The organism is Shewanella sp. AC34-MNA-CIBAN-0136, from assembly GCF_040309945.1.
Classification (GTDB): Bacteria; Pseudomonadota; Gammaproteobacteria; order Enterobacterales; family Shewanellaceae; genus Shewanella.
The window spans coordinates 145393-164387 of the sequence record NZ_JBEOPJ010000004.1 but is presented as its reverse complement, the minus strand read 5'-3'; the positions used below and the strand labels follow the sequence as shown (position 1 = coordinate 164387).

Annotated in this window: 21 protein-coding genes; 6 read left to right on the top strand and 15 right to left on the bottom strand. The window is 41.4% G+C overall.

Features of this window, described 5'->3' with window-relative positions; genetic code table 11:
* Positions 1-118: 118 nt before the first annotated feature.
* Together AAEY94_RS05570 and punC are read right to left on the bottom strand one after the other, a co-directional pair.
* Positions 119-901 carry a substrate-binding periplasmic protein gene (locus AAEY94_RS05570; RefSeq protein ID WP_182744837.1) on the bottom strand — a complete coding sequence of 261 codons (783 nt, stop codon included), beginning with the start codon at positions 899-901 and terminating at the stop codon, positions 119-121.
* A gap of 190 nt (positions 902-1091) precedes the next feature.
* On the bottom strand, positions 1092-2375 hold the full coding sequence (punC, locus tag AAEY94_RS05565; RefSeq protein WP_101085825.1) for a purine nucleoside transporter PunC: 1284 nt from the start codon (positions 2373-2375) through the stop codon (positions 1092-1094).
* A gap of 203 nt (positions 2376-2578) precedes the next feature.
* Between punC and punR the strand changes: the two genes are divergently transcribed.
* Positions 2579-3481 carry a DNA-binding transcriptional activator PunR gene (gene punR / locus AAEY94_RS05560; RefSeq protein ID WP_101085824.1) on the top strand — a complete coding sequence of 301 codons (903 nt, stop codon included), beginning with the start codon at positions 2579-2581 and terminating at the stop codon, positions 3479-3481.
* Positions 3482-3591: 110 nt separating this feature from the next.
* Here the strand turns inward: punR and pepA are convergent, their stop codons facing one another.
* Positions 3592-5100, bottom strand: a complete 1509-nt coding sequence (gene pepA, locus AAEY94_RS05555) for a leucyl aminopeptidase (protein ID WP_101085823.1) — start codon at positions 5098-5100, stop codon at positions 3592-3594.
* Between the two features lie 272 nt (positions 5101-5372).
* Between pepA and lptF the strand changes: the two genes are divergently transcribed.
* The gene (lptF, locus tag AAEY94_RS05550) at positions 5373-6485 is read left to right on the top strand and encodes an LPS export ABC transporter permease LptF (RefSeq protein ID WP_101085822.1); all 1113 of its coding nucleotides are present in this window, start codon (positions 5373-5375) and stop codon (positions 6483-6485) included.
* Entirely contained in the window at positions 6482-7540 is a 1059-nt protein-coding gene (gene lptG, locus AAEY94_RS05545) for an LPS export ABC transporter permease LptG (RefSeq protein ID WP_101085821.1), read from the top strand. Before lptF ends, lptG begins: the two co-directional genes overlap by 4 nt.
* 133 nt (positions 7541-7673) lie before the next feature.
* Here lptG and AAEY94_RS05540 read toward each other — a convergent pair whose 3' ends face one another.
* From AAEY94_RS05540 to AAEY94_RS05525, 4 genes are all read right to left on the bottom strand, one after another.
* On the bottom strand, positions 7674-8183 hold the full coding sequence (locus AAEY94_RS05540; protein WP_101085820.1) for an RDD family protein: 510 nt from the start codon (positions 8181-8183) through the stop codon (positions 7674-7676).
* Positions 8184-8210: 27 nt separating this feature from the next.
* Positions 8211-8465, bottom strand: a complete 255-nt coding sequence (locus AAEY94_RS05535; protein ID WP_011636402.1) for a DUF2960 domain-containing protein — start codon at positions 8463-8465, stop codon at positions 8211-8213.
* Between the two features lie 72 nt (positions 8466-8537).
* Positions 8538-8813, bottom strand: a complete 276-nt coding sequence (locus AAEY94_RS05530) for a DMT family protein (protein WP_277949081.1) — start codon at positions 8811-8813, stop codon at positions 8538-8540.
* Positions 8814-9205: 392 nt separating this feature from the next.
* Positions 9206-9700, bottom strand: coding sequence for a GNAT family N-acetyltransferase (locus AAEY94_RS05525; RefSeq protein ID WP_101085818.1), 495 nt, complete (start codon positions 9698-9700; stop codon positions 9206-9208).
* A 115-nt stretch (positions 9701-9815) separates the two neighbouring features.
* On the opposite strand from AAEY94_RS05525, the gene AAEY94_RS05520 reads away from it, so the two are divergent.
* A complete protein-coding gene (locus AAEY94_RS05520; protein WP_101085817.1) occupies positions 9816-10388 on the top strand; it encodes a DsrE family protein in 573 nt (190 codons plus the stop codon).
* A gap of 18 nt (positions 10389-10406) precedes the next feature.
* On the opposite strand, the gene AAEY94_RS05515 is transcribed toward AAEY94_RS05520, so the two are convergent.
* From AAEY94_RS05515 to AAEY94_RS05505, 3 genes are all read right to left on the bottom strand, one after another.
* Positions 10407-11150, bottom strand: coding sequence for a substrate-binding periplasmic protein (locus AAEY94_RS05515; protein ID WP_101085816.1), 744 nt, complete (start codon positions 11148-11150; stop codon positions 10407-10409).
* A 51-nt stretch (positions 11151-11201) separates the two neighbouring features.
* Positions 11202-11846: a DUF2913 family protein gene (locus AAEY94_RS05510; RefSeq protein ID WP_101085815.1), complete on the bottom strand. Its 645-nt coding sequence runs from the start codon at positions 11844-11846 to the stop codon at positions 11202-11204.
* 157 nt (positions 11847-12003) lie between these two features.
* Positions 12004-12537, bottom strand: coding sequence for a DUF4136 domain-containing protein (locus tag AAEY94_RS05505; RefSeq protein WP_162024288.1), 534 nt, complete (start codon positions 12535-12537; stop codon positions 12004-12006).
* 238 nt (positions 12538-12775) lie between these two features.
* On the opposite strand from AAEY94_RS05505, the gene AAEY94_RS05500 reads away from it, so the two are divergent.
* Positions 12776-13087, top strand: a complete 312-nt coding sequence (locus AAEY94_RS05500) for a DUF1289 domain-containing protein (RefSeq protein ID WP_182744840.1) — start codon at positions 12776-12778, stop codon at positions 13085-13087.
* 9 nt (positions 13088-13096) lie between these two features.
* Here AAEY94_RS05500 and AAEY94_RS05495 read toward each other — a convergent pair whose 3' ends face one another.
* Complete coding sequence (locus AAEY94_RS05495; RefSeq protein ID WP_350977806.1) at positions 13097-13684, bottom strand: TetR/AcrR family transcriptional regulator; 588 nt, start codon at positions 13682-13684, stop codon at positions 13097-13099.
* A 132-nt stretch (positions 13685-13816) separates the two neighbouring features.
* Complete coding sequence (locus tag AAEY94_RS05490; RefSeq protein ID WP_101085811.1) at positions 13817-15238, bottom strand: coniferyl aldehyde dehydrogenase; 1422 nt, start codon at positions 15236-15238, stop codon at positions 13817-13819.
* A 257-nt stretch (positions 15239-15495) separates the two neighbouring features.
* Between AAEY94_RS05490 and AAEY94_RS05485 the strand changes: the two genes are divergently transcribed.
* Positions 15496-15927 carry a universal stress protein gene (locus AAEY94_RS05485; RefSeq protein WP_101085810.1) on the top strand — a complete coding sequence of 144 codons (432 nt, stop codon included), beginning with the start codon at positions 15496-15498 and terminating at the stop codon, positions 15925-15927.
* 41 nt (positions 15928-15968) lie between these two features.
* Here AAEY94_RS05485 and AAEY94_RS05480 read toward each other — a convergent pair whose 3' ends face one another.
* Genes AAEY94_RS05480 through AAEY94_RS05470 form a run of 3 tightly spaced genes read right to left on the bottom strand, consistent with a single transcriptional unit; the run spans position 15969 to position 18940 of the window.
* Complete coding sequence (locus tag AAEY94_RS05480) at positions 15969-16529, bottom strand: DUF924 family protein (RefSeq protein ID WP_101085809.1); 561 nt, start codon at positions 16527-16529, stop codon at positions 15969-15971.
* 4 nt (positions 16530-16533) lie between these two features.
* Positions 16534-18216 carry a PH domain-containing protein gene (locus AAEY94_RS05475; protein WP_101085808.1) on the bottom strand — a complete coding sequence of 561 codons (1683 nt, stop codon included), beginning with the start codon at positions 18214-18216 and terminating at the stop codon, positions 16534-16536.
* The gene (locus tag AAEY94_RS05470; protein WP_101085807.1) at positions 18209-18940 is read right to left on the bottom strand and encodes a PH domain-containing protein; all 732 of its coding nucleotides are present in this window, start codon (positions 18938-18940) and stop codon (positions 18209-18211) included. Before AAEY94_RS05470 ends, AAEY94_RS05475 begins: the two co-directional genes overlap by 8 nt.
* Positions 18941-18995: the final 55 nt, after the last annotated feature.

The following is an 18995-nucleotide window of genomic DNA, read 5'->3' as shown; positions in this document are numbered from 1 at the left end:
AGTTTGGTTTAGAGAGGATCTTTTGGGGATATTGCATTAAGCATATTTAGCGGATAACGAAAATTCGATAGTAAAAATTATCTATTGCAGTTGTTATGTATTGGAAATTAATGATCCGTTATCGCTTAGCAATATCGGTATCAGTTGGAAAATAATCTTGATAAATGGTCTGGTACATACCTGATGATTTTAACTCATCAAATGCTTGCTGCCATAGTGCAATAACCTCATCAGAAGTGTCGTTTGAAAATGCGATATACAAGGTAGAGTCGTATAACTTAATCGGGGTACGTTCTATTGAGTTGATATCGATATCGGCTGCTTTTGCCAAAAATGGCATCACTAGTTCGCTCATTGGCGCAACATCAACTCGGCCATAACTGAGCATTTTGAGCGATTGTAATTGGGATTTATCAGTACTGAGGTTAGTGAATCCTTGGGAATCCAAATAGGTGTGATCAGCATTACCAAGTACTACACCAACATTTCGGACACGTTTTAAGTCTTCTAAATATGCTAATGAGAGTCCGGAATTACGTTTTTGGTAAAAATACACTCCGCTGCTAATAATGGGACCTACCCATTTCATGTTTACTTCTCTTTCTGGCCTTTTAGCAATGACAAACAACGCAGTGTTTGGTTGTGATTTCAATATCTGAAATGCTCTATTAAAGGGATACATTTCAATGTTGGCTGTGTGCTGGGTATGTTGCATCATCGCTTGAACAATATCGATAGAAAAACCGCTTAAAAGATCATTGTCAAGATAACTAAATGGGGGTAAAGGATGGGTGATAAATCGAACTTGCGGATGGTCTTTTGCAAATAGCTCGCCCGTTGGCGTGAGTGCAAAGCAAACGCTGAGGAAGATGATATAAAGCGTTAAAGGCAAGCGTTTCATTTATTGGTTTGCCAACGCTAATGACATTATCAAGCGGTTGTGTTGCGTCATTCAACCCATTCCTTGTGATTGTTAATTTGATGATTAATTAGAACATTAAATTGTTCAATAAATAACCTAGCATATGATGAAGTTATAGACAAATTTATAACCTCATCATATAAGGCGTTATTTTATCGCCAGACCACGGTTACTGGTCATTTTTAGTTGAGGCTTGAGATAATCTTGCTGGATCAGGAAAGGTAAAATTCTGATGTATTTGTGCCCAAGAATCATGGCTTTTAATTATGTGGCCAACGGCAACCAATACTGAACAGGCCAGAATTCCCCAACCAATAGCGTTATCACCCGCACTTGCCCAAATTGCCACCAGACTTGATGCCCCAAAAGAGATAGTAATCTGCAAAAAGTTTTGTAATCCTGCAGCTTTAGCCGCGTTATTGCTGAACTCTTGCAGAGCATTATTGACCACAATAGGATAAATAGCGCCATTGCTTCCTGCTAGCAAAGAGAATGCAATGAGCAGTGGCAATATTGTTTCTGTATCGAGGATCACACTGGAGGTGAAAATGGCCGCAACACACAAACCAAACAATATCAGTAAACAGTTTAGGCTGCCTTTGGTGCCAAATTTGCGGATCAGTAATTTACTTGAGTAGCCACCGACAATAAACATGATGGTTTGGGGAATAAAACTTAAGCCAATTTCTGTCGCGGCGTAACCATACTGCTCCATCACTGCAGGCCACAACGTTAAGTAAGCAAAAAAAGCCCCTGAACACGCACCAAAAATTACTACATTACCTAGATATTGGGTATTGGCCAGTAGTTGCTTATAGCGGATATGAGTTTTGCTTTTGTGTACGCTAGCTTTTTCTTTTGGCACAAAAAAATACGTCATGGCAATGAGTAATACTGCAATGATACATAAGCTAATAAACACCGCACGCCAACCAAAACTATTCAGTATCAGTGCGCCAGCAATGGGCGCTAATGCTGGAGACAATGCCACTAAAGGCATAATATTAGAGAAAATATTTTGAGCTTTATCGGCTGGGTATTGTTCTATCACAATCGCTTGCCAAATAACGGCTGCACTGCAAGCACCAATGGCTTGGAAGAAGCGGGCAATATTCATCATCAACATGCTGTCACTGAACGCAATGAGTGCACTTGCCAGCATAAACAGGCTTAGACCCGCAAACAGTGAATTCCGTTTACCTATTTTATGCACTAACGGCCCATACAATAACTGTCCGATAGCGAGGCCAGCCAAAAAGCTGGTTAACGAGATGGCCACTTCTGAGGTACTTGCATTAAAAGTCCCTTCAATAGATTTGAATGATGGCAGGTACATGTCGGTAGCGACAAAACCTAACATACTCAGTAAGGCTAAATAAAACAGAAACAAGTAGAATGTTATATTTGTTTGTTTTGTGTTGATTAATATATTGTTATTGTTCAAATTAGGCATATCTATTTTCGTCAGTTCAATAAAGGCCGCTAGCTTAATGGTTTACTAAATTAGCTGGAAACGTTTATTTTTGACAGCTGCTATCAAAAATATTGATACCATGATGTAATTACAGGCATGGAGGGTTTCAGTTCAATATTAAACCTCGAATGCGTTATTCATCTTGTGCTGTTACCGTACATTTTCTAGCGAGTTAAATTGATATGCTTTCACAGCAAGTTTTTGAGCTAATAGACGTTGTCGCCCAAACGGGCAGTTTTACCGCCGCTGCGAAAAAATTGCACAAGGTACCGTCAGCGATAAGTTATTCAGTCAAACAAATTGAAACTGAACTGGGAGTCGAGTTATTTATTCGCCATCATCGCAGTGTCAGCCTAACCCCAGCAGGAAGGCATTTCGCCGTAAAAGCGCGCCAGTTTCTTAACGATATGGAGTTGATGAAACGAGACACTCAACGAGTGGCTAATGGCTGGAAGCCTATGCTCTCTATTGCATTGGATAATATTGTGAGAACGGATAGCGTTCATGCGTTAATTGCAGATTTTTATAGACAGTTTCAAGATGTTGAGCTGATTATTCGGATTGAAGTATTTAATGGCGTATGGGAAGCACTTGCCGCAGGAAGAAGTGATATTGCCATTGGTGCGACAACCGCAAATCCAGTCGGTGGGGCGTTTAAATTCACTAATATGGGCAATATTGATTGGCTGTTTGTGGTCAGCCCTGATCATCCATTGGCAAATATTATGGGTCCACTTCATGATGATGAGTTGCGTGTTTTTCCGTCTATTTGTCTTGAAGATAGCTCTCGTGATATTCCTAAACGGATTACGTGGTTGTTAAACAGTCAACGACGCTTAGTGGTGCCCGACTGGCACAGTGCCATTAACTGTTTTGTCGAAGGTTTAGGGATAGGCTACATGCCGCAGCATTTGGCTGGACCGTTAATTGAGTCAGGTAAGTTAGTCTGTAAAACGCTCCATAGAGTTAAACAACCTAGCGCCTGCTGTTTGGCGTGGAATGATGAACAAATGTCACCCGCGCTGGCTTGGGTATTGGATTATTTAGGCGATGAAGAGCAGTTACATCGTCAATGGTTAGCCTAGTACAGATGGTTTTAAGGGTTTACTTTACAGGTTAATTTATTGGCGTCTTCCACAATAAAAAAAGGGTAAAGCCTTAAGCTTTACCCTTTAATATGCGTCAAAGTTAATACTTATTCGCTAATTTCAACACCAGCACGATTAATTAAGAACTGGCTTAAAATGGGTACCGGACGACCGGTAGAGCCTTTGTTTGCACCGCTGTTCCAAGCTGTACCTGCGACATCTAAATGTGCCCAGTTGTACTTTTTAGTAAAGCGAGACAAGAAACACGCTGCAGTAATCGAACCTGCCGGACGACCACCTAAGTTAGTCATGTCAGCAAATGGGCTGTCTAGCATGTCTTGGTATTCATCCCATAACGGCATGCGCCATGCGCGGTCACCACTTTGCTCACCAGCATTTAGCATTTCGTGTGCAAGCGGGTTATGCGAACTGAATAAACCAGAAGCGTGCTTACCTAATGCAATAACACAAGCACCGGTTAAGGTAGCGGTATCAATCACTAATTCAGGGTCAAAGCGTTCAACGTAAGTTAATACATCACACAACACTAAACGACCTTCGGCATCGGTATTAAGCACCTCAACCGTTTGGCCCGACATAGTGGTTAAAATGTCGCCTGGACGATATGCGTTACCAGCAGGCATGTTTTCACAACCCGCTAATACACCAATAACGTTGATAGGCAATTTCATTTCACACAATGCTTTCATGGTGCCAATAACACCAGCAGCGCCACCCATGTCATATTTCATTTCATCCATGGCTTCGCCAGGTTTTAATGAAATCCCGCCAGAGTCAAAGGTTAACCCTTTACCGACAAGGACAATTGGCTTTTCAGTACTGTCAACGGCGCCCTGATATTCCATCACAGTCATGATAGATTCATTGGCACTAGCACGACCCACAGCAAGGTAAGCGTTCATGCCCAACTTGGCCATTTGCTCTTCGCCTATCGTCGTGACTTTAAGGTTTTCATACACTTCAGCCATTTGACGCGCTTGAGATGCCAAATATGCAGGGTTACAAATGTTAGGCGGCATGTTGGCCACGTCACGACATAAATGCATACCAGCAGATACGGCTGTTCCGTGTTCAATTGCACGCTCACCAATGGTGAGTTCACGGCGTGTCGGCACGTTGAATACCATTTTTCGTAATGGACGACGAGTTTCGCCTTTACGGGTTTTTAATGCATCAAACGAATACAGACTATTTTGGGTGCTCTCAATGGCTTGGCGAACTTTCCAGTAGGTGTCGCGGCCTTTGACATGCAGTTCAGTTAAGAAGCACACAGCTTCCATTGAACCGGTTTCATTTAGGGTACTGATGGTTTTTGTGATAATTTGTTTGTATTGGCGCTCGTCTAACTCACGCTCTTTGCCACAACCAACCAGTAAAACACGTTCGCTTAGTACGTTTGGTACGTGATGCAATAGCAACATTTGCCCTGGTTTACCTTCAAGGTCACCCCGACGAAGTAGGTTACTAATGTAACCTTCACTGATTTTATCCAATTGCTCTGCGATACCAGACAGACGGCGAGGTTCGTACACGCCGACAACGATACAGGCTGAACGTTGTTTTTCTGGGCTGCCGCTCTTTACGCTAAACTCCATGAGCACTCCTAGATTCTTAAAGACAAATTTTTATATTTATTAGATAATGTTTGCATTAGGCCATCTGGCATATAATCAACGAAAAGGTGATAACTGTTTGGGATTATTAACGAAAAGAGGCGTAAATTGACAGCCAAAATAGATGTTAACCATGACCCCAAAGCACCTTCCGCGCTGGTCAGAAAACTAGCAAAACTGCTGAAAGTAGACAGTTTACATGAAAGTTGCTCTGATACCAGTAAAAAGATAAGTTTAGCCACCGGATCCTACTTGTGATTGTATTTAGATATCTTATTAGTGAAGTTTTAAAAGCACAATTTGCGGTACTTTTGGTGCTGTTAACTATTTTTATTAGTCAACAATTTGTGCGCGTTTTAGCCGATGCATCTGATGGTGAATTCCCCGCTTCGTTAGTGATGACATTATTAGGGCTAAATCTGCCTCAATTGACGGTGTTAGTGTTACCGCTGAGCTTCTTTTTAGCGATATTATTAGCTCATGGGCGAATGTATGCTGAAAATGAAATGGTGGTATTGCATGGCGTCGGCGTGAGTGAATGGTATGTCACTCGAGTAACCCTGTTGCTTGCTTTTGCCAATTTATTATTCACAGCTTATTTGTCGGTTTATGTCGGACCTTGGGCCGAAGAACGTCAGAATCAGGTATTAGAAAAAGCCCAATCTGAAGCTGGATTAGCAGCCTTAACACAAGGTCGTTTTCAAGCTAGTCCGAATGGTCGAGCCGTTTTGTTTGTTGAAAAAATAAATAAAGACAATAGCTTAGATAAAGTTTTTGTGGCGCAGCTTCCTGATCCTGAAGATGAAAATGGCCTGACAAATATTGTCGTCGCTAATAAAGGCCGTGTGATTGAAGATAATATTGGCAGCCAACAGTTACAACTTGAAAAAGGCTTTCGTTATCAGGGCAGTCCTAAATCACTCGAACTGCAAGTGATTGAGTTTGGTGGTTATAAAATGGAGATTAAAGAACAGGAAGTGGATGAGCGGCGACGTAAATTATCTGCAATGCCAGTTGATCAATTATTGGATACTCCAGGACCTGAAGCTGCAGCTGAATTTCAATGGCGCTTAGCTATCCCTATCGCGATCCCATTATTGACCTTGATTGCGGTGCCGTTAGCGCGGGTTAATGTTCGCCAGGGTAAGTTTGCTAAAATGGGTCCCGCTATTTTGCTGTATTTAGGTTACTTTGGATTAATGATTGCAGGCCGAAAAGCCCTGCAAGATGAGGTGGTGCCGCAGTATTTAGGCATGTGGTGGATCCATGGCTTTGCGCTGTTATTAGGATTGTTGTTACTTATTAAAGAACGCCCGACAGGGATGAAGTTCTTAGGCTTATTTAAACGTAAGCAGGTGACGGCATGAAAATATTAGACCTTTATATCGCACGTATGATCGTGAGTACATCAGGCTTGTGTTTACTTATTTTGACTGGGCTATCAGGCATCATTAAGTGGGTTGATCAATTACGTTTGGTCGGGCGCGGTGCTTATACCATGCTAGATGCCGGTATTTACGTGCTGTTTTTAGTGCCACGTGATATTGAAATGTTTTTCCCAATGGCGGTACTGCTTGGTGCGTTAATTGGTATGGGCATGCTGGCATCAAACTCTGAATTAGTGGTGATGCAAGTTTCTGGCATGTCACGTTTACAAATCACTCAATCTGCGATGAAAACGGCAATTCCGTTGATGATTATGGTCATGGCGCTGGGAGAGTGGGGCGCACCCATTGCGGAGAAAAGCGCAAAAGAGCTTCAAGCGACTAAAATATCCGGTGGCAGTTTGATTAAGTCTCATCGTGGTATTTGGGCAAAAGATGGTGATTTATTCGTTAATATTGGTGAGGTTCAAGACGTTAATACGCTCAGTAACATCAGTTTATATGAGTTTAACGATCAACAAGAATTAACCCGAGTGACCCATGCGAATACCGCGGTATTTATTGACGATGCTTGGCAGTTATCTGTGGTTGAAAATACTACGGTTAAAGATGATCGGGTTATTCGTGATCACCTTGATACCGATGTGTGGCAATCTTCGTTAACACCAGATAAGTTGAGTGTAGTGTCGGTTAAGCCAGAGGCATTATCCATTAGCGGCTTAATTGACTACCTCGATTATTTGAAGGTTAACCAACAAGATCCTAGTCGTTATGAACTGGCTTTATGGCGCAAGGTTATGCAGCCGGTAACGGTAGCTGTGATGATGCTGGTGGCATTATCGTTTGTGTTTGGACCGTTACGCACGGTGACCATGGGAGCTCGTGTACTACTGGGTGTTGTGGCAGGATTTAGCTTTTATATCAGTAATGAGATATTTGGCCCGATGAGCATAGTATATGAATTGCCAGCGGCGGTGGGTGCAATTGCGCCCAGCATGTTATTTACTGGCTTAGCTTTGTATTATATTCGTAAATAATCACTTGGTTGTTTAGTCTATATTGAAAGTGAAAGTGTATATAAAAATGGCAACCCAAGGGTTGCCATTTTTATTACTTGTTTGATGCGTGTTTATTCGTTTTGCAGGTAAGTTAGTTTGGTATGTGGCTTATTTATGCACCACGCCAGTTACGCATTTGATTGGCTTCTACTGATAACACGACAACCTCAGAACGAGTCATCATGTCTTGTAGTGCTAACTTATCAGCATTGATGATAATCCACAGATTACCAACACCTAATAAAGACCAAATGACGCGAGCACAGGCCGTAATAAAACTTAAGTTCTGACCATTAGGGTGCTGAACCTTAAGTCGCCAAGCTCGCATACCTAAAGTTTGTCCACCTCTGCTCCAAAACATGGCGTAAAACCCACCAACACAAATGGCTATCCAAAATTGATAAATACCATGGTAAAGCGGGGTGTTGTTGAGCAAGTCTGACACATGCTCGTACTCACCCATCGCGATAAGTCCGGTGCTCTGCAGACCAAAGAAAAACCCAAAACCTAACGCACCAGCAAACATATAAACGGCAATAGCAAGCATTGAGTCATACGCCATTGCACCTAAACGTCGAACAAAACTCGCTCGTGGGAAATTAGCATGATCTGAATTCAACATAGTTAGCCCTTACGTAAACCAAAATGATTAAATCTCATCATCTTCACGAACAAATTTGATACTCGTAAAACCAAAACGTGCAAACTCGGTTTTACGAAATTCTTTCTCTGCTTTAGCGCCTTTTTTGGACGTTAACGCAATTTGCTTTTCCAAGATTAGAAACTTTTTTAAATCAATCCCTTCAGCTTCAGCTGCTGCTTCATAAAGATCATGATGTACGTCATAGCTAAAGGCGATAGTTTTGGTTTGGCCTTTAAAGGTATAGATCACTTGGCGCGCCATGGAGAACTCCTGAAATTAATGTAATTCACTTTTAAATATAAATAATACGGCACCTAAAAGGCATAACCCAGCCTATAAACAGTTAAGCTTTAAGGGGTGTTTGAGATACCTAACGGCAAAAGGGATAAATACACATAAGGTGATGACCTCTTGCACAATCTTTAATTGTCCCACGTTAATCACGGTATAACCAAGACGATTCGCAGGAACTTGCAATAAATATTCGAATAAGACGATACCTCTGCTCACTAAAGCCGCGATAATCCAGAGTTTGCTATTTAAGGTTTTTAAATGACCATACCAAGCAAAAGTCATGAAGATATAACTAATACCAATCTCATTAAATATCTGCTCAGTTCAGAGTCTCTCAGGTTTTTCAATTCAAGGCGCATTGATGTAGAAATGGTTGTTCCCTTTTAAATCGATGCAACACAGAAGTGGAATACCTGAGAGACTCCATTCTGGCGGGTTTCAAAGTACTTTATGCTGCGTTAGATGTTTTCAAAATACGACGGCATGGTCTATTTTTTTCCATAAAAAATAAGACATTCCCACCATCCATGGCGGTCAGATGCTGGAGGTAGAGTAACGCAGGAGCTTGTTACCGAGAATCACTATTCGCTTCAATCATCTGCCTTGCCTACAGCACTTTGAACTCCCGCTGAAAGAGCACATATTTAATAGGATTGGTATAACACAATAAACCGATGGTGATGACAGATGGGTGCATGAGATAGACCTTATGATAAGGATAAATACAGGTAACATGCACCAGCAGGATAACTGTCGAGTGACTTTGTCAGTTTTGCTGAGGTGGTGCTTGGTGTAAACCCTTGTTGCTGCCAATAAGTTTGTGCACCTTGCACAGCCACTAGCCCAATGCCATTAACCGCCGCTGATTTAGCCTGATTGACTATATGATTAAACAGCTTTTTACCTATGCCTAAACCTTGAGCGTTGGGTGAGATGGCCATGTCATGTAAATACCAGCTATCGGCATTAATCTGGCCACTTATCTCGGTATCCAGCGATGGGGCATCGCCTTGCAACCAAGGATGAACAAGCGCGTAGGCTAGCATGTTACCTTGTTGTTCAAACACCACACAGCTAGCGGGCGAAGATCGCCATTTACTCTGCATGACAGATAGTGATTCTGGCGTGAGTTCGACATAGCATTGTGCTTGTATCGCCATAATAGCGGGCCAGTCTGTAGCGGTAATTGGGCGGATTGACATATCACTCAGTGTTCATATTATTTAAGTGACAATTATACTCAGAAACAGCCTAAAACCTAAGCGTTAATCTGTGCTAGAGTAAGTATAAAAAATAGATATAAGGAATATCAACATAATGAAACTCGGTTTACGTTCAATGAGTAAAAACCTGTTTACATCGACAATAGTGACGTTAATTGCATGTTCATCATTTACGGCAACAGCGGGTATTGATGCATTTAAATCGGGTTCTGTGATTAAAGACTATGGCAAAGTGGCTGAAGTAAATAGCGGCTTAGTCATACCAGCCGGTATGAAGTTTAAAGTCGCTTTTGATTTAAGTAGTGCATCTAAACCAGCAGAATTAAATCGTAGTATCGATACCCTGGCGCGCTTTATTAATATGCACGTCGCTGCTGGAGTTAAGCTTGAGGACATTTCTGTTGCGATGGTGGTGCATGGTAAAGCGGCTAATGATATGACTAAGGACAGTTTTTATCAGCAACTTAATGCAGGGCAAAAGAATGCTAATAAAGATTTAATTGCGCAGCTGATTAATAATCAAGTTAGGTTTTATGTGTGTGGTCAAACAGCTGCATATTACGGCATTACACCACAAGACTTATTACCAGGCGTTACCATGGCATTATCCGCGTTAACTGCACATGCAGTATTAGCCCACGAAGGCTACAGCGTAAACCCGTTTTAGCGTAATTGTCTTATTGAATTATCGATTAAATACATCTTGCTTGGTGTATTTGTCGATAATGCTTTGAGTTGTACCATTTAGTTCAAGTTCTGCTATAGCGGCATTAATTTGTGGCAGTAAGGCCGCATGTTCTTTACGAAGGCGCATAACTAAGTGGCCTTTTGAATGAATAGCAGCGAGGGTAATTGGGTTGTTGAGTTTTTTGGCCCAATACAACGCTGGTAAATCACCAGATATAGCAGCACCAACGCGATTTTTATAAAGTGCTCTTATGAGGTCGCGTTCAGAAGTAAAATCGACTCGAATAAATTCAGCATCATCATGGTACAAATAACCACGTACTGTGCCTATTTCTTTACCTTTAATGTTATCAATACTTTGCCAATCGTTGGCTTTTTCTTCTAAGGTAATAATGTTTTCTTGGATAGCGATAATGGGGTTTGACTGGACAAAAAGTGTGCCTAATTCTTGATTAGGAAACCAACCAGGGCTCACAAAGTCAAAGTCTAATAAGCCATTATCGAGTGCATAGTTTGTTCTTTTCGGCGGAAAATTGTGTTTTTCAATTTCAATATTAGCTTTGGCAAGCAATAACGGAACCAACTCCCCTAATATTCCAGGCTCTTTTGGCGATTCTGTAATGTAGTAGGGCACCCAACTGCTTGAAGCGTTGACGTTGTACTTCAGCGCTGTGTTCGCTTGAACGGTGGGACCACAAAAAAACATCACAAGGCAGGTGAGTGCAATAAAGCATTTTTTCATGGTGTTTCCTTATTCTTACCGTTGTATTAATACGACACCAACTTTTAATACTTAATATAGATCAAGACACAGTAAGCATAAACTCTGGTGTAAATTGCTTGGCATTAATACGTAAGTTTTATGGTGTTTGATTAATGAGGTTTTTTTATTGCCTGGACTGAGTAATATACCTTGCTCTAGCGCTAAACGAGCCACCAGCTTTTCATCTCCCCGAATGTACATTGAGATGGGTTTTACTATTTTGTCATCTACAATGTGTTGATTAAAATCTTTTGCTGAGATAATTAAACTGGATTTACCATCACTGTCGAGTTTCAGTTTTGCATCAATATCGGTATCGGTGATCACTACCCATTCTTGTGCTGTGAGCCCCGCTAACATGTTCTTAAGACCAACACCTGTAGCGATGTCACTGTTGTTAGCCTGTTGGTATTGATCGGCAATACAGATTAATAATCGTTTTAGTTGAGCCCCAGCTCCTTGACTACGCGCTTGACGGATCCAGGCCGTTAAGTCGTCGGCCATTAGTTTTGAAAAACGTTTTGTTTTTAACGACTCAACCATCCAGTTACATAAAAAATGGCTTTCTTGTGCTGGCGTTCTGACCGCTTTGTGCTGTGACGCGGAGGTGTTTATGGCTTCTATTCCAGCTAGCGCAAGTGTTAATAAAGCTTGGTTATATGTTTCTGTCGTCATTTCAACTGGGTCAATAAAGTAGTGTGATGGCTAGTTTACCGTGTAGTGGCAAATTGCTAAATAGATATTTGTGTTTAGTCGCTTAGTTGAGCGGTAGTCTCTATTTGAATAAGCCGCAATTCACTTATGAGTAAGTTGCGGCTAAATCGATGGTAGATTATTTTTTGGGTGGAAATTGCGCCAAAATAGCAGCAACCGTTTGATTAATACCTTTGGCTTTATCTTCACCGCCCTCGTCAAAGTGGTACTGACCATTACCACGCCAAATGAGGCGTTTATCTGTGGGATCGATAATATCAATTTGAATGGTTTGAGTTTTAGCGGTGTCACTGCCTAGCGGGATACCAATACTGGTGCCAAGACTAATACCGCCACCAGACCCCCAAGTACCCGAACCTAAGCCAATAGATAATCCTGAATCTTTTTCTTTGTTTTCAGTCACAAAAGCATAGTTCACTACAAAGTCGGCATTATCGGCTTTAAATACATAACCTTGGCTAAGTAATGATTGTTTAATATCATCATTAATGCGATCTGCAGTTAACGGATCATCTGTTTGCTTTACAGTGAGTTGGTTGAATGTTTTGAGTGTTGAAAAATCATAATTAACATCATAATCTTGCTTTGGTTTTGTTGCACAAGATGCAAGTAGTACTAAGCCACTTAACAGTAAAATAGTTTTAATCCACATTGGTTTACGTGTTGAATCTTGCCCTGAACGTCTTAAATTTATCATGAGACCCTCCTTATTAACTTGCAATAATGTACAAAATTAGCTCAATTAGTATAACCTTAATATAACAATGTTTAATGCTGGCTTTGGTTGATATGGCAAGCGATTGCTTTCTATCTCAGTTACAAATAACTATATCGTGTATTTAAATGTTAAGTACCAAATTCAATATTAGCTGAGGTTAAGTATTCTAATGATGGAACAGTTAAGTTTTTTTGCGGTGCCCAGTCCATGTATCGGCGTTTGTCAGTCAGACAGTCGTGGGTATTGTATGGGCTGTCTTCGAAGCCGTGATGAACGTTTTAACTGGATGAGTTACAGCGAATTGCAAAAACAAGATGTGATCCGTTTGTGCACACAGCGCAAACGTCGCCGTCAATATGCCTTACATAAAGCTAAGCAGCTGGAGTTACAAACCCAGCAAACGTCACACACTCCACAATTAGATTTTGATAGTGCGTCAACACCTGCTGATGATGTTGATTTAACCAACTTTAGTTTAGATTAATACTTTCTATCACGCTTTCATTGCCTGCCAAAATAGTCTGAAACTGGCGTGTCTGTATATTTCGTCATCACCTAAATGCGGGTTGTCAGTAAAAAAGCGGATGGCCGCTAGGTATTGACCATGGCAATTTTCGAGCAATAAGGCGTTGGGAATGTCAGCGATAATTTGCTGTTGTTTACCTTGAGTAATCAATTCGACGACAAATCCAAGAATGCTGTTCATTGCTTGCTTTCTGACCTCAGCATCAATGTCTGCTGACATCGAGTATTGTAGAAAAAAAAGTTGCTTTAAGGGTTGTGCAATGGCCCAGTCGATGGCTTTTTGCCATAACGTATTGGCATCTTGTTCGATATCGCCACTAAAATCGGTACTGCTCACCATGTTGGTGGCAAACTCTTGTTTAATCGATAAAAAAAGCTGATTCATGATGTCTTTTTTTGTCGGGAAATGATGAAACAACGTGCCTGTTGCCACGCTCGCCGCTTTGGCTATGGATGCCGTCGATGTCGCATTGAAGCCTTTGTTAACAAACAGCTGTAAAGCCGCGTTTAAAATGGCTTGTTTTTTATCGGTGTTCACAATCGATTTATTGCTCATGGAGTCAACATACCTACTTTATCTATTTATCTATTAGGTTATGGATAATTTATCTAGTCATATTTTATGACAAACTTTGCTCAGCAAGTATCGCTAACAACAGCAATACTTGCAGTCGCGACTATGAGAGAGTTAACGTAAGAAAAACTTCATCAATAATTTTTGAATCACGCCGCCATAAGGAGGATGAACAAAAATGCCGGTATTGATTTTGCCACTGTTCAATATGGTCTTAGCATGACTAAAGGTTAAGAAACCTTCCTTGCCATGATAGTGCCCCATGCCAGACGGACCAATACCGCCAAAGGGCGCGTCATCCGCGGCCACATGGAATACTGTGTCATTAATACAAACGCCACCAGAATGAGTTTGCTGCAATACTTGTTGCTGCGTTTGTTGTTCAAAGCTCATGAGATACAAGGCTAATGGTCGGTCATTTCGGTTGATATAACCTATTGCTTCATCTATCGACTGATAGCCAATAATGGGTAATAAAGGGCCAAAAATTTCATCCTGCATAATGAGCATATCGTCTGTGGTATGTGTGACTAGTTGAGTGGCTATTTTTCGCTGAGTTGTCGATATTGAACCATCAATTGCGGAGGTGACTGTTGCACCTTTGGCTTTGGCATCTTCTAGCACCGCTAGCAGACGCTGGTATTGGCGATCATTAATGATATTGCCGTAATCTTGGTTGGTGTCGAATTTAGGGTACATTTTATTAAAGCGACGTTGATAAGCAGCAATAAACGCGTCAACTTTTTCCGCAGGGCACAACACATAGTCAGGCGCGACACAAATTTGGCCAGCATTTAAACATTTACCAAAAATAAGTCGTTCTACAGCGGTGTCGATTGGCATGTCGGGAGCGATGATGGCTGGAGATTTACCACCTAATTCTAATGTTACAGGTGTCAGGTTATCAGCTGCTGCACGCATAACATGGCGGCCAACAACGGTTGAGCCGGTAAACAGAATATGGTCAAACGGTAATGCTGAAAATGCAGCGGCTACATCAGCTTCACCTTCCACTAGCTCGACTTCAGTAGGGGCAAAAATAGTTGCTAACATTTTGCGTAATACGGTGTTGGTCGCCGGCGTAAATTCTGACATTTTCAACATTGCCCCGTTACCAGCAGCAATGGCGGTGGTTAACGGACCCATAGATAACATTACCGGGAAGTTCCACGGCACAATAATACCGATTACGCCCAGGGGCTGATATTGCACCGACACTTTGGCAGGGGAGAGTAATAAACCGGCATGACGACGACTGGGTTTCATCCATGTTTTAAGATGCTTGATAGTGTAATTGATGTTATTTACACAAGGCATAATATCCGAAATGATGGTGTCGTTTGGCGATCTGTGACCGTAATCACTAATTAATGCATCGATGATGGGTTGTTGGTAATCAAGTAAAGCTTGTTTTAGCTTGGTTAATTTATCTACCCGAGATTGGTAATCAGGTGCCGGATTGGACTGAAAACGTGCTCGTTGATCAGTCAGTAACTGTCGCAATTGAGTTTGATTATTATCAACGGCCATATTCATATTAAAGCTCCAGCAAAAATAACGATGTTGATTTGATAAACCCTACATGAATCGAGCTAACAAACCGACTGATTAGTCGGTCTGATATTATGCTTGTTTATGATCCAAAGCAAGTTTTCGCATTTGATTTGATTTTGATCACTAAGTAAGTTTTTAATACTGACTATACTTAATTTGTTGAGATGGATCCGAGTGTGTTCTAGTAAGGGGTGTCATGTCGTTGCAAAAGCACACTTTGCATTGTGGAGGAGAATAATATGCGAACACGTAATATTTTATGGCCTACCGATTTTTCTGATACAGCGGCACATGCTTTACGATATGCCATTGAAATGGCGAATTTATATCAAGTGGGCATTCGTATTTTACACGTAGTAGATCAACCTTTCGGTGATGAGAATTATATGATTCTTGCGATAACGCCCGAAGAGTTGGCTAAAAGTATGGAAGATGCAGCGGCGAGTAAAATGCACGAGTTATTAGGTCAGTTGAATACTAATTTAAAGATTGAAACGGTTATTCGACGTGGTGATGCCATTGATGAAATTTTGGCCGAGGCCAACAGCGGTGACATTGGTATGGTGGTTATTGCCAGCCATGGTCGAAGCGGACTGTCTCATTTTTTGCATGATAATGTGGCTGAAGCGATTGCCAATAAAGCTGATTGCCCGGTGTTAGTGGTTAAATAAAATCGACATTTATCGTTTATGTCGTGGTGATTTTCGTCTGCTTAAAAGCGAGAACCGGGTTGAGTTAAAAATGTGAGTTCGGCAGCCGTAGACTCGCGGCCTAATAAGGCATTGCGGTGTGGATAGCGATTAAATTGAGCAATAATCGCTTGGTGTTGTCGCTGGCTGCGTAAATTGTCGGGTGCATATTGTTCAAATAAAGGCAACGCTTGCTGGTGGATAACTATTGATTCGCTATGCATGTAGGGCATGATTAAAAATGCAGCCTGTTGAATGGGTAACTCTGCTAAACAACCTAGTGCAACGGCTTGTTGCGCAAGCTCTAACGCGATATTGTCAGCGGCAAACGCGGTTGGAGTATCGCGATAAATGTTTCGCGAAAATTGGTCTAATACGATTATTTCGGCCAATCGACCTTGGGCATCTTTACGCCAATGTTGTAACTCACCCTTGATGGCCGCCTGTAACGTGGCGCCATATGTGTTTTTTATGTGCAAATCTAACTCGATATCTTTTACCCACCATTGTTTAGGGGATATTTGAACAAACCAAAAGTCGATAACATCGTCGACGCTGACATTTGTTGTGTGTATTTCATTCATTATATTAAATCCAATTGTGATTATTATGGACCGTGGCATTGAGCGACAGGGCCACTATTTGTTGTGCAACCGATATGGGAATATACGGGAATATCACACTGCCACTGGCTAATCCGATTTCAACATAGGCTAGCTGAGCATGTTTTTGGCCTTTAGTTTGGGTAATTTTAACATGTTGAACTTTGTCAAATGCGACCCGTTTCCATTGTTGACCGAAAAAGCCGCTATGCTGCCAAATAACCTTATCTGCTAATACATATCCCCATTGTTTATAACGAATATAAATCGCTAGCATCATCATTGTTGTAGCAAACCAAGTGAACTCAAAAAACTCATGGCTATGATGACCACTGTAACCCACAATGGTAAGTACGATGGCTACAAACAGCGGTAAAACGATTCGCTTTGTGAGCCAATTAATATGGATAGGCTTATAACTACTGGGTAATGCACTTGCACCGCCACTAATATTTGGAATGCTAGCCAAGAGTGATGCTATTTCAGCTGACTTTACACTAGGAACTAACATGTGCTGCTTGGTTTTTTGTTCAACCTCATGGCCTTTGACTTGTTTAAAGTATAAGGTCCAGCGGTTAAATAAACGTGCAATAGCAGGTTGTTGAACCTGGATTAGTTGAATGCGTTTTATGGCCAACGCATCTTGTTGATGCGAAATGACACCGCCACTTCGCTGTAGGGTTTCATCATGTTTGTCGAGCTGATATGGATGATATTTTAAAATGGCTGCCACAATTGAAATTAACGAAAACAAACTGTAAATCGCAACTAAGGCCACGATTAGCATAATAGTTTGCAAACCAATGTTTTGATGGGTTTGCTGCTGGACCCACAGCCAAAACTGTTGCGCAAGCGGTGAGTCGAATATGTTATCCCAATCTATTTGGCCTGCAATGGGGCCAGCGATAACCGCAAACCAAATAAAATTGTTTTGATAAAAACCAAATAAGACTAAATCAGCTAAACTTTTACGCACAATGGGTTGGGTGTTATCAACGTTTTGTTGACTGTTTACGTTTGGAAGCTCATATGTCGAGGTTGCTTTTGTATGGCTTAAATTTAACAGTAAACGTTTTAACGTTTGTGCCTGTAATGTATCTAAGGCTGCTAAATGAGCTTCGTCTTTTTTAGAACCAGCGGTTTCAATCACTAGAGTGCCGAGTGACAGCGGCTTAAAGTAAAACGGCTGTTCATAACGAATGTTTTGTATTCGGCTTAGCGGTATTTCATCCTTTTTGGTAAATATTAAACCGCGTTTGACTTCAAGTTGATGGTTATGAAGACGAAAACGAAATTTACGCCATTCTATTATCGCAAAAATTGTCACCAGTATTAATAAAACACTCGAGGCCAATATGCCCCACTGCATATCAAAACCTTGTTGCCACCCTGTATACACGATTGGCACGATAGCGAAACCGTTACTGAGGATATTTTTCAACGTACTGAAAATATTACTGACAATGGACCAAGGTGACAATGCTTGCCATTGTTGTAAATCACTTATTGAATTGCTGTTCTGCTCCCTTGTATCGGCGCTATTGTTTTCTATTGTCGTATCAAGGGTATTGGCCACCTCGGCAATATTGGCATCGGATGAACTATTCGTTGCGATGCCATTGGTATCAACAGGCTGGGCATCATCTGATGATGTTGATGACTTATCCATTGTGATTATCCTGTTGAGGAGGTTGAATGGATAACGGATCCATTTCAGCGTCAGATGGCGTTGGATCAACAATTTCTGTTTCGGTGCGGAGTAATTGATGACTTGCTGCTGCTTGGCTCAATAAATGTTGACGTAAATGTTCAGCTAAATCGGCATTAAGACCTGGCAGATCTATCTCAGCTAATCCGCTGCCAGCACTGAAGCATTTTAAGGTGACTAAGTTGTATTTTCGCTCGAGCGGCCCTTGAGACAAATTAACATGTTGCAGCCGAGTGTAAGGTAGTGCCGTTGTTGATACCCAAAATAAACCTTCACGAAACACCATTTCATGTTTAAACAATCCGTAAGCAATTTTATGTGCTTTAAGGTGGATAAGTTTAATCATCACAACGGCCAATAACATGGCTGAAACCAAACCAACTGAGGCTATCATCAATGGCAGCGGTTTAGTGATTAATAGAAATGCGCTTAAAACAGTTATGATTATCACCGCCACGACACTGCTAATGATCAATAATAGTTTAGGGTAATTAGGATCAATATTGCTCAGTGGTAACTCGGTAAGTTGAATATACTCATCTTGGGATAAACGTGGCCCATGGTCATAAACGTGCGCTAATGTGTCTCCTGCAGAGGACGTAGCTGAGTTGGTATCACTTACCGCTGACGGATCATTTGATTGCGGTTGTGCTATTGGGCTCTTTGACTGCGGCGGGGTATCCATGTCTATTGGTTTTCCATCTTTGATGCTATCGATTGTTAAAAACTATAACCAGATT

Excerpts from the sequence above, each read along its gene's own strand:
- AAEY94_RS05570 (WP_182744837.1), bottom strand. The coding sequence starts at position 901 with ATGAAACGCTTGCCTTTAACGCTTTATATCATCTTCCTCAGCGTTTGC.
- AAEY94_RS05480 (WP_101085809.1), bottom strand. The coding sequence starts at position 16,529 with ATGAATGAAATACACACAACAAATGTCAGCGTCGACGATGTTATCGAC.
- AAEY94_RS05485 (WP_101085810.1), top strand. The coding sequence starts at position 15,496 with ATGCGAACACGTAATATTTTATGGCCTACCGATTTTTCTGATACAGCG.
- AAEY94_RS05535 (WP_011636402.1), bottom strand. The coding sequence starts at position 8,465 with ATGGCGCGCCAAGTGATCTATACCTTTAAAGGCCAAACCAAAACTATC.
- AAEY94_RS05470 (WP_101085807.1), bottom strand. The coding sequence starts at position 18,940 with ATGGATACCCCGCCGCAGTCAAAGAGCCCAATAGCACAACCGCAATCA.
- AAEY94_RS05490 (WP_101085811.1), bottom strand. The coding sequence starts at position 15,238 with ATGAATATGGCCGTTGATAATAATCAAACTCAATTGCGACAGTTACTG.
- lptG (WP_101085821.1), top strand. The coding sequence starts at position 6,482 with ATGAAAATATTAGACCTTTATATCGCACGTATGATCGTGAGTACATCA.
- AAEY94_RS05495 (WP_350977806.1), bottom strand. The coding sequence starts at position 13,684 with ATGAGCAATAAATCGATTGTGAACACCGATAAAAAACAAGCCATTTTA.
- AAEY94_RS05510 (WP_101085815.1), bottom strand. The coding sequence starts at position 11,846 with ATGACGACAGAAACATATAACCAAGCTTTATTAACACTTGCGCTAGCT.
- punC (WP_101085825.1), bottom strand. The coding sequence starts at position 2,375 with ATGCCTAATTTGAACAATAACAATATATTAATCAACACAAAACAAACA.
- AAEY94_RS05500 (WP_182744840.1), top strand. The coding sequence starts at position 12,776 with ATGGAACAGTTAAGTTTTTTTGCGGTGCCCAGTCCATGTATCGGCGTT.
- AAEY94_RS05540 (WP_101085820.1), bottom strand. The coding sequence starts at position 8,183 with ATGTTGAATTCAGATCATGCTAATTTCCCACGAGCGAGTTTTGTTCGA.
- AAEY94_RS05525 (WP_101085818.1), bottom strand. The coding sequence starts at position 9,700 with ATGTCAATCCGCCCAATTACCGCTACAGACTGGCCCGCTATTATGGCG.
- AAEY94_RS05515 (WP_101085816.1), bottom strand. The coding sequence starts at position 11,150 with ATGAAAAAATGCTTTATTGCACTCACCTGCCTTGTGATGTTTTTTTGT.
- pepA (WP_101085823.1), bottom strand. The coding sequence starts at position 5,100 with ATGGAGTTTAGCGTAAAGAGCGGCAGCCCAGAAAAACAACGTTCAGCC.
- AAEY94_RS05505 (WP_162024288.1), bottom strand. The coding sequence starts at position 12,537 with ATGTGGATTAAAACTATTTTACTGTTAAGTGGCTTAGTACTACTTGCA.
- AAEY94_RS05520 (WP_101085817.1), top strand. The coding sequence starts at position 9,816 with ATGAAACTCGGTTTACGTTCAATGAGTAAAAACCTGTTTACATCGACA.
- AAEY94_RS05475 (WP_101085808.1), bottom strand. The coding sequence starts at position 18,216 with ATGGATAAGTCATCAACATCATCAGATGATGCCCAGCCTGTTGATACC.
- punR (WP_101085824.1), top strand. The coding sequence starts at position 2,579 with ATGCTTTCACAGCAAGTTTTTGAGCTAATAGACGTTGTCGCCCAAACG.